This is a genomic window from Siphonobacter sp., assembly GCF_048595215.1.
GTDB lineage: Bacteria > Bacteroidota > Bacteroidia > Cytophagales > Spirosomataceae > Siphonobacter.
The window spans coordinates 1-9367 of record NZ_JBMDWJ010000354.1; the positions used below are offsets into that span (position 1 = coordinate 1).

5 protein-coding genes and 1 pseudogene are annotated in these 9367 nt (G+C 48.2%); 2 read left to right on the forward strand and 4 right to left on the reverse strand.

Annotated features, from left to right (window positions below):
* From ACOJTG_RS22010 to atpA, 4 genes and pseudogenes are all read right to left on the reverse strand, one after another.
* Positions 1–294: pseudogene (locus tag ACOJTG_RS22010) on the reverse strand (peptidase); the annotation flags it as partial.
* Positions 295–438: 144 nt separating this feature from the next.
* Positions 439–1401 (reverse strand): alpha-E domain-containing protein, encoded by a 963-nt coding sequence (locus tag ACOJTG_RS22015; RefSeq protein WP_104710801.1) that lies wholly within the window; start codon positions 1399–1401, stop codon positions 439–441.
* A 214-nt stretch (positions 1402–1615) separates the two neighbouring features.
* A complete protein-coding gene (gene atpG / locus ACOJTG_RS22020; RefSeq protein ID WP_420155775.1) occupies positions 1616–2497 on the reverse strand; it encodes an ATP synthase F1 subunit gamma in 882 nt (293 codons plus the stop codon).
* A gap of 79 nt (positions 2498–2576) precedes the next feature.
* Positions 2577–4166, reverse strand: a complete 1590-nt coding sequence (gene atpA, locus ACOJTG_RS22025; RefSeq protein ID WP_420155776.1) for a F0F1 ATP synthase subunit alpha — start codon at positions 4164–4166, stop codon at positions 2577–2579.
* Positions 4167–4614: 448 nt separating this feature from the next.
* On the opposite strand from atpA, the gene ACOJTG_RS22030 reads away from it, so the two are divergent.
* A complete protein-coding gene (locus tag ACOJTG_RS22030) occupies positions 4615–7593 on the forward strand; it encodes a DUF5689 domain-containing protein (protein WP_420155777.1) in 2979 nt (992 codons plus the stop codon).
* A gap of 366 nt (positions 7594–7959) precedes the next feature.
* A complete protein-coding gene (locus ACOJTG_RS22035) occupies positions 7960–9363 on the forward strand; it encodes a sialate O-acetylesterase (protein ID WP_420155778.1) in 1404 nt (467 codons plus the stop codon).
* Positions 9364–9367 lie beyond the last annotated feature (4 nt).

Below are 9367 nucleotides of genomic sequence, written 5' to 3' on the forward strand. Positions count from 1 at the left end.
GGCCAGAGCATTTTTATCCTCCTGAGCAACCCGCCGTACCTGCTCACCGAAGGCATTTACGGCCTTGTATAGCTTGTTAAAGTTGGCATCCCGTTCGGCAATCACTTCCCGGAAATAGGTAATGGCTTTGTCCCGTACCGATCGTAACCCGGAAGTCATGATAAACAGGGAGTGATGCTCTACTTGATGAATGGAAATTTTCTTGTTCGTAGTCACTTCCGAACCCGAGGTAAGGCGGGTATCTGCCAGAGCGATTAAGCCGGTCTTTGTTTTGATGCCAAGGCAATACGTCATGTGTAATAGAATTGGATTGCGGAAGGATGAATCGAATAGCTTCCCCTACAAATGTAAAAAAATAGCTATTCCCTAGTGACTGGCAGCGATGATCCTTTCCTAATTATTTAAAAGATGCGGGTTTGCTCCAGGCCGTCATTCACTTTAAACGACGGGTTTCAGATCAAAGTACGTCTCAAAAATAGCTGCTCCTGCGGCATTGTTTTTGGACTGGAAATTGTCCAGAAATTCATGCAAGCCCGTACTGAAGATATCTTCAATGGTCATGAACTCAATTTCACTCCGCAGTTTACTCAGTACGCGTTCGGCCTTGTTCGTATAACTATTGCCGATGAAACCACCGGAAATTTCGTACAGTGAGAGTTCAGCTCGCTTCAAAGAGTGCATGACCGAACGGGGGAAATTCTTTTCCAGAATCAGAAACTCCACAATATGGGCGGGAGACATATTCCGGAACCGCTGGCGGTACATGTTGTAGGCCGATACAGATTTCAGTACCGATGACCACAGCAATAGATCCAGGGGTGAGCCAACGGCACCCACGTCAGGTAGGAGGGTGAAGTACTTTACATCCAGAAATCGCGTGGTTTTATCCGCCCGCTCCAGCATCCGGCCCAACCGGGCGAAGTGCCACCCTTCATTCCGACTAATGGTGGATTCAATGATGCCGTAGAAAGTCTGACAGCCGAGTTTGATTTCTTCGTAAAAATCCTGGAAATGCCGCATCTCCCAGTGTTTGGATTGGGTGGCCGCTTCTTTGACTTTCCAGTACAAGGCATTGAGTTGTTCCCACATTTCCCGCGAGATAGTTTCCCGAATGGTACGGGCATTTTCGCGGGCGTACTGCAAGGTACTGAGGATAGAGTTGGGGTTACGGGAGTCAAAAGTCATGAAGAAGATAATATTCTCCCGACTCGGTTCCTGAAAGTGCTCGTAGAAGAGTTTATTATCGGCCGTCGCAATGATCAAAGGTTCCCATTGTTCTTCCACATCCGGTGGCAAATCCAGCATCAAATTAAAGTTCACATCCACAAACCGCGAATAATTTTCGGCTCGCTCTACATACCGATTCATCCAGTAGATTGAATTTGCAACGCGACTCAGCATACTTTAAACAGCTTAAATGGGAATATTATTTGCTAAAAATAGAAATTAATGCTTCAATATGGGGTAAAGTATTTAATACACAAAATTTCGTTTGGAATAACTTAACAGTCTATCAAAATGAAAATTCGATCTATGGACAAGTTAGATGAATACCCCAATAAAAAACCCCCATTCCCGAAAGAATGAGGGTGCAAAGGGGGAAAATCAATGAATATTAATTGCCAGCCAGGGCTTCCGCACCCGCTACAATTTCAAGGATCTCCGTCGTAATCGCCGCCTGACGTGAACGGTTGTACTCGATCCGCAGGTTCTTCAATAGTTCACCCGCGTTGTCCGTTGCTTTGTCCATGGCCGTCATACGGGCACCGTGTTCAGAAGCGTTAGACTCCAGTACGGCCCGGTACAACTGAATTTTCAACGATTTAGGAATCAGCTCCTTAATGATTTCTTCTTCCGAAGGTTCAAAAATGTAGTCGCCGGGTGTTGCTGTATCCTGGGCCGTGCTTTCAACGATGGGCAGGAACTGCTCCACGCGAACAATCTGCGTAGCTACGTTTTTGAATTCGTTGTAAACAATCTCTACGATGTCGTATTGATTGTTTAGAAAAGCGTTCATGATTTCGTCGGCTGCCTGACGAACGACACCGAAGCTCAAGCGAGTAAAGGTATCTTCATACAGAGCGTTGACTTTATAGCCACGGCGGGTAAAAAATTCGCCGCCTTTTTTGCCGATGGAAAGAATATGAACGTTGCCAGCCCGTTTTTGAGCGGCGTACTTTTCATTGATAACAGCCGTTGCGGCTTTGCTTACGTTGGCATTGAATGCCCCACAAAGACCACGATCGGAGGTAATCACCACCATAAGAACTTTCTCAATGGGGCGTTCCTGTTTGAAAGGATTTTCCTGGGCCGCTTCTGCTCCTGCCGATACGGTTTGGAGCATTTCGCCCAGTTTCTGAGCGTAAGGCCGCATTTGAAGGATGTTATCCTGAGCTCTCCGCAATTTAGCCGCAGCCACCATTTTCATGGCCTTGGTGATTTGCTGGGTAGAGTTCACGGAGGCAATCCGGTTACGAACTTCTTTTAAGTTAGCCATGGTGTTGGATGATGAGACGTTCGATCATGAGCGAAAAAGGCCCGCTGCTTAAGGCAGCAGCGGGCTACCGAACATCAGATCAGGCGACAGCCAGGTTGTACTTGATGGCTACTTCTTTCGCTACTTTCTCAAGCGTAGAGGTAATCGTATCGTCGTACTTCCCTGCTTTCAATTGTTTTAATACATCCGCGTGTTGAGCACGGAGTAAGTTGATAAAGTCAGCTTCGAACTGGCGAACCTGATTTACCGGAACCGTATCGATCAAGCCCTTGGTAGAAACGTGGATCATGGCCACTTGCTCTTCTACGCGTTGGGGAGCTCCTTGTTTTTGAATCAGAATTTCCAGGTTACGACGACCCCGTTCGATGGTCAGTTTCGTAGCGGCGTCCAGATCCGAACCGAATTTGGCAAACGCTTCCAGCTCGCGGAACTGAGCCTGATCGAGTTTCAGCGTACCAGCTACTTTCTTCATCGACTTGATCTGGGCGTTACCACCTACGCGGCTTACCGAGATACCTACGTTGATCGCAGGGCGGATACCGGCGTTGAACAAGTTGGATTCGAGGAAGATCTGACCGTCCGTAATCGAAATTACGTTCGTTGGGATATACGCCGAAACGTCACCAGCCTGGGTTTCGATGATGGGGAGAGCCGTTAATGAACCACCACCTTTTACGATGGGCCGAAGGCTATCGGGAAGATCATTCATGCTGGCAGCAATCTCATCGTTGGCGATGATTTTAGCGGCACGTTCCAGTAACCGGCTGTGCAGGTAGAATACGTCACCAGGATACGCTTCGCGTCCGGGCGGACGACGGAGCAGCAGAGACACCGTACGGTACGCTACGGCTTGTTTTGACAAGTCATCGTAAACGACCAGAGCGGGGCGTCCCGTATCCCGGAAGAACTCACCGATAGCAGCACCCGTAAATGGAGCGTAGAATTGCATCGGAGCAGAGTCCGAGGCACCAGCCGCCACAATAACCGTATAGTCCATAGCACCTGCTTTACGCAGAGCCTGTTCTACTTGCTTGATAGTCGAAGCTTTCTGACCACAGGCTACGTAGATACAGTATACGGGCTGACCAGCGTCGTAGAATTCTTTCTGGTTGATGATGGTATCGATCGCTACAGTGGTTTTACCCGTCTGACGGTCACCAATAATCAACTCCCGCTGGCCACGGCCTACGGGAATCATGGCGTCGATTGCTTTGATACCGGATTGCAGAGGCTCGGTTACGGGCTGACGATAGATTACCCCCGGAGCTTTACGCTCGATGGGCATATCGTACAGAGTTCCACTAATCGGGCCATTGCCATCGATGGGCTCGCCCAGGGTATTAACTACCCGGCCAAGCATGCCTTCACCTACGCGGATGGAGGCAATTTGACGCGTCCGTTTTACGGTGTCACCTTCCTTAATATCGGAAAATTCACCTAATAATACGGCCCCGACATTATCTTCTTCGAGGTTTAGGGCCAGGGCTTTTACGCCATTTTCAAAGGCGAGCAGCTCACCGGCTTGAACGTTGGATAGTCCATAAATACGGGCCACACCGTCACCGATCTGGAGAACCGTACCCACTTCTTCGAGCTCGGCGGCTGACTTTGCTCCGGAAAGTTGCTCCCGTAGTATTGCCGATACCTCATCGGGTCTAACTGATGCCATACAGCAGTCTTGGAAAGTTATATTGAATTCAGAGTAATACTAATGCGTAAAAATTCAGAGTGGGAAAGCGAACATACTCTGAAAATTTTCCCGCAAAATTAGCGACGAAATTTGATTTTCCGTAGGTAATCGAAACTTTTTGTGGTGATTATTTTATACTTTTCTTAGAAATCGAAAGATTTGAACGCCGTGCAAGTCGGGCCTAATTTTTCTAAAAAAATGTAATTTAATACCGTATAGTCTTCAGCGTATAAGCTTTATGGCTGTTGGGTTATTATTTACGTAATCTTTACCGAACACTGGGGAATTGAAAATTTTATCTTTTTAAAAGAATTAATTGATGTTATTGAATAATCCAATGCATTTAATAGTTTCTTAACTCTTCCAGGTAGAGTGTGGGCATTGAATAATGGTAGATTTGTTAGCTTACTGACTAATCCCATCATTCATGAACAAACTTCTACGCTTCTCTTTAACCGTATGGCTCTTTTGTTGTTTCGGGCAAACCTACGCCCAAACGGCAATTTTGTCCTACGACTTTAGCACTACGCTTCCCGCACCGGGTACCTGGACGCCCGTTAATCTGGGCACGCCTGGCACCAATGGGTGTTCCGGGGCTGGATACTCTGCCCAAGGCTGGGCAGTAGGGGACTACATTGAAATAACCGCGAGTACGGCTGGTTACACGGGTCCGTTCACCATTAGTTTCAGAACCCGTACTTCCGCCTCGGGAACGGGAGACTCCTTGGCAGTACAAGTCAGCTCTGGTACGGACTATGTGGAATTGGGGACTTATAAACTCACGGAATCCTGTACCCTCGTCTCGTTCACAACGCCCGCTACCGAAACCGCGTTTGATAACAATGCGAACTTCAAAATTCGGATTATCAAAAAAAGCGGAACGTCCACTACGGGTAATCACCGGATTGATGATTTCTTGTTTACGGGGAATAGTACGGCTCCGACTTTCCAGACGTCAGTGACTTCCATTGGTTCGCTCACGTACCAGGAAGGCAGTACCACTTCTCTTTCGAAATCTTTTAATTTAGCTGGCCGGAACCTGAGTCCGGCGGCGGGTACTCTTTCCCTGACGGCTCCGGAAAACTTCGAGATTTCTTTAGACAGTACCACCTTCAGCAGTACCCTTTCGATTCCTTATACGGGTAGTGCCTTGGCTAGTAGACCGATTTACGTTCGACTCAAATTAGGACTTCCCGTAGGGGCTTATCCTGCATCGGGTACCAGCGAGCTGACCCTGTTGGGGGGTACGGCTTCGGCAGCCGTAGCGTTGAGTGGCTACGTATCCCAGATTCCGACGGGTAACGAACCTTGTCTGACCCCTTCAGCACCCATTTCTTCAGTACGAGCCGGAACCGTAGGAAATGCTTTTACGGTAAGCGGACGCGTAGCCGGCATTTTTTCGGGGACGAACATTTACATTCAGGACGCTACGGGTGGTATTCTGATTTACGATCAGGCGGGTATTCAACCCGAGGAACTTCAGATCGGTGATGAGGTACAGGTAACGGGTACGCTAACGTTGTACAACACCGAAAAAGAATTAACAACGCTGACCTGTTTCCAAAAGACGACGGCAGCCAACAGCCCCGTAACACCGTTGGTCATTGCCAATAGTGAGCTTTGCAATCACCAGGGAGAGCTGGTAACGCTCAACGAAGACGTAACCATCACGAGTCCAGCAGGTACGACCTTTGCCGGAGCCAATACGAACTACACGCTCAGCAACGGTCTGATCATGCGGGTACTGTCTGCCACCAATCTGTCGGGTGCGACCCGGCCTACGGGTGCGTTCAGACCCACGGGCATAGTAACTATCTTCAATAATGGTTGCCAGATTCTGCCGCGTTTCACGGATGACGTACCCGGTTCGGAACCCTTGCAGGGCGGCAGTTGCGGAACGGCTTCGGCACCCACCGATGAAGCAAAGCTGGAAGTAACCAACTGGAACGTGGAGTGGTTAGGCAATACCGGATACGGACCTACCAACGAAGCCTTGCAACTGGCGAATGTGAAGACGGTACTAAATGGCATTGGTTCGGACGTCTTTATGTTACAGGAAGTTTGTAGCTACAACGCCAGCAATCCTGCCGATCCTGCCACGTCTTTCGGCTCCATTATTCAGGGGCTCAACCAGACGTACCCTTCGCGTCAGTACGCGGGTGAATGTTCGTCGCGTTACTCGTACTCGGAGATAGCCAATCCCGACCCGGCAGGGCAGCGGGTGTGTATCATCTACCGTACCGATCAAATTACGAAAATTTCTTCCCGCCCGATGTTAACGCAGGCTCCGGTTAGTGGATATCCTACGGGTAACGATTCCCAATTCTGGGCCTCCGGTCGATTGCCTTTCCTGTTAACGGCTGATGTAAAACTGAACGGAGCGATGGAAGCTACGCGGATGCATTTCATTAGCCTGCACGCTAAATCAGGCTCCGATGTACCTTCGTACAATCGTCGGGTGTACGATTACAAGGTATTGTACGATACGCTACAAAGTCAGTTTGCCAACGAACGGATTATCATGGCGGGCGATTTCAATGATGATGTTGATCAGTCCATCACCGGCACCGGTCAGATCAGTAGTGTGAAGGCGTTTTTATACGCCAATCCGAATACTACCAACATCAGCGATACACGTCCGAACACCAACTGGAGCAGCGTCACTCAAATCTTCAGCAATTCGGGTTGTTCAAGTACGGCAAGTTATCCAGATTTCATCGATCACGTTTTTGTATCGAATGAGATTATGCTGCCGGTCAGTAGTGGTCGGGCGATGGCTACCTCGGTATCGGTTGCTGGGGTGTACTCATTACGCCCGAGCATTAGCGGCTATCGCAATAACACGTCGGATCACTACCCGACATTTACCCAGCTTTCCATTGTGGAAGAAGCACCCACGCCCGTAACCTGGCTAGATTTTAAGGGTAAAATGACGGAACAAGTTCAGGTAGAACTGAGCTGGTCAACGGCTAGCGAGAAAAACAATGCGTATTTCGAAATTCAACGTAGCACCAATGCTCAGGATTTTGAGTCGATTGGTACGGTACAAGGTCAAGGGAATGTGACGCAGCAAACGAATTATTCGTTTACGGACCTTACGCCCGCTGAAGGCCTGAATTACTACCGACTGAAGCAAATGGATAGCGATGGGAAATACAGCTTTTCCCGATCCATTGCCGTTGAAATGTTCGGTATAATCAAGGTAGGACCCAACCCAACCACAGGTTTGTTGAAGGTAGATGGCAAACAGGTACAGAGTATTCAGGTGCGTACCTTGATGGGCCAGTTACTGAAAAAGAGCGTGGTTAGCCAAGTAGAGTTAGGCGATTTACCTGCGGGAACGTACCTACTGGAAATTCAAACCAAAGGTCAATCTACGCTCCGTAAAATGGTTATTAAACAATAAGAGTAATTACTCATTCTCTGATCAGCTTACTAAGAACTCATTACTGAAGAGTTAGTTTATTTAAGGGAATGTAGTAGGTTGATCATCAGATTTATAATTATTAACGAGCTGGATCAAAGGCATTTCTGCATTGGTCCAGCTTATTTTTTAAAAAATTTAAGAACGAATTAGGTTTTATAGTCAAAATTCTCGTATCCTTGCGTATTAACTCCATCTTTATCTTTGAATATATGTACTAATAAATTAACCTTTTTACTGCGATGATCGTGAGCATAAAAGGTACGGTTTCCGCCAAACTTATACCTTATCATACTCGCAATGAAGAACCTTTGCCCGTTCCTCAAAAGATTTCTGTTGATCGCCACAATGGGAATCACTCCTCTGGCACAAGCCCAAATCAGCGTAACGTATCCGGTTCCACGTACGGTCACTCAACGCGACAACGCCAATCAGGCCAGCCTGTACATCTCAGGTAAAATCAGCCAATCGGTCGATCAGATCCAAGCCCGCTTACTCACTCGCTCCGGCGAGGGGGGGACTAAAATTGACTGGCAGGTCATTCAAAACAATCCACAAAATGGAGTACTCAATGGCGTACTGAAGGCCTCCGGAGGTCGCTATGACCTGGAAGTGCGTGGCATGAAGGGGGGAGTACAAGTAGGTTCCATTACTAAAGTCGAGAAAGTAGGCGTTGGGGAAGTCTTTCTGGTCGTAGGCCACTCTAATGCTCAGGGTGGGGATGGTTACAGCCCTACCATCGCTTACGAAGAGTCTAACCAGGCGTATCGTGATCAGGTAAATACGATTGATTTTCGGGAAACGTTTCCTAACTGGAATGCGTACTGGTATCAAACGGCGAGTGCTGATCTCTTACCTCCTTTGGCACCTTCGCAACTCTGCGAGCAGTGTGGAATGGCTCCGGGAGCTCCCCGCTGGTTCTGGGGTCGATTGGGCGAAATGCTTGTGCAACGCCTGAACGTTCCCGTACTTTTCTACAATGCAGCCATTGGTGGAACCAATATCGAATTGACTTATAAAGCGGCCTACGACATACCTTTCGAACACGGTTTCATTAATTACAATCTTCGTCATCCCTACATTAATATTCGCAACACGCTGAAAAAGTACGTTCCTCAAACGGGTATCCGAGCTATTCTATCCGGACACGGGGTTAATGACCGAAGCAGCGTTGGTAAAACCTTCGAAGAGCAGTATATCAAACTCATCCAAAAGACCCGGGATGAACTAGGCGAGAGTCGGCTAGCTTGGCTGGTTGCTCAGGACTGTTGGCTGGGCGGCAAATGCTACGGCAAGTACAATTCGGGCGATGCCGATAATTCTTCCGAACACATCACGCGGGCCCAGCTCAACTTGGTGGCCACGGTAAGTGATGTCTACGCCGGAGCCGATCTGAATACCATTGAAAGCGATGGTCGGATGGATAATCTACACTTCAATCAGAATGGACAAAAAAGAGCCGCTGAAGGATGGGTTGGTGCTATTACTGAACCGCGTAATAATAAATCATTTCTTACGGCGTCAAAACCGGTCTTGGCGAAGGCTCCCTTTCAGGTAGTAACACCCGATCCCGTAAATGTTACCTCACTTAAAAGTGGAGCCTGGTCTGATCCCTCGACCTGGAATTGTAATTGCGTACCGGCGTATACTTCCGAAGTCACCATTCAGAAGGACCATCGGGTTTCAGTTAGCGGCGTGTTTTATGCGAAAACCATCAAGAATCAGGGTGAATTGGTACACTTGGTAAACTAGAGAA

What these genes read in the sequence shown, in the direction of transcription:
- ACOJTG_RS22030 (WP_420155777.1), top strand. Translation starts at nt 4,615, where the DNA reads ATGAACAAACTTCTACGCTTCTCTTTAACCGTATGGCTCTTTTGTTGT.
- atpG (WP_420155775.1), bottom strand. Translation starts at nt 2,497, where the DNA reads ATGGCTAACTTAAAAGAAGTTCGTAACCGGATTGCCTCCGTGAACTCT.
- ACOJTG_RS22035 (WP_420155778.1), top strand. Translation starts at nt 7,960, where the DNA reads ATGGGAATCACTCCTCTGGCACAAGCCCAAATCAGCGTAACGTATCCG.
- ACOJTG_RS22015 (WP_104710801.1), bottom strand. Translation starts at nt 1,401, where the DNA reads ATGCTGAGTCGCGTTGCAAATTCAATCTACTGGATGAATCGGTATGTA.
- atpA (WP_420155776.1), bottom strand. Translation starts at nt 4,166, where the DNA reads ATGGCATCAGTTAGACCCGATGAGGTATCGGCAATACTACGGGAGCAA.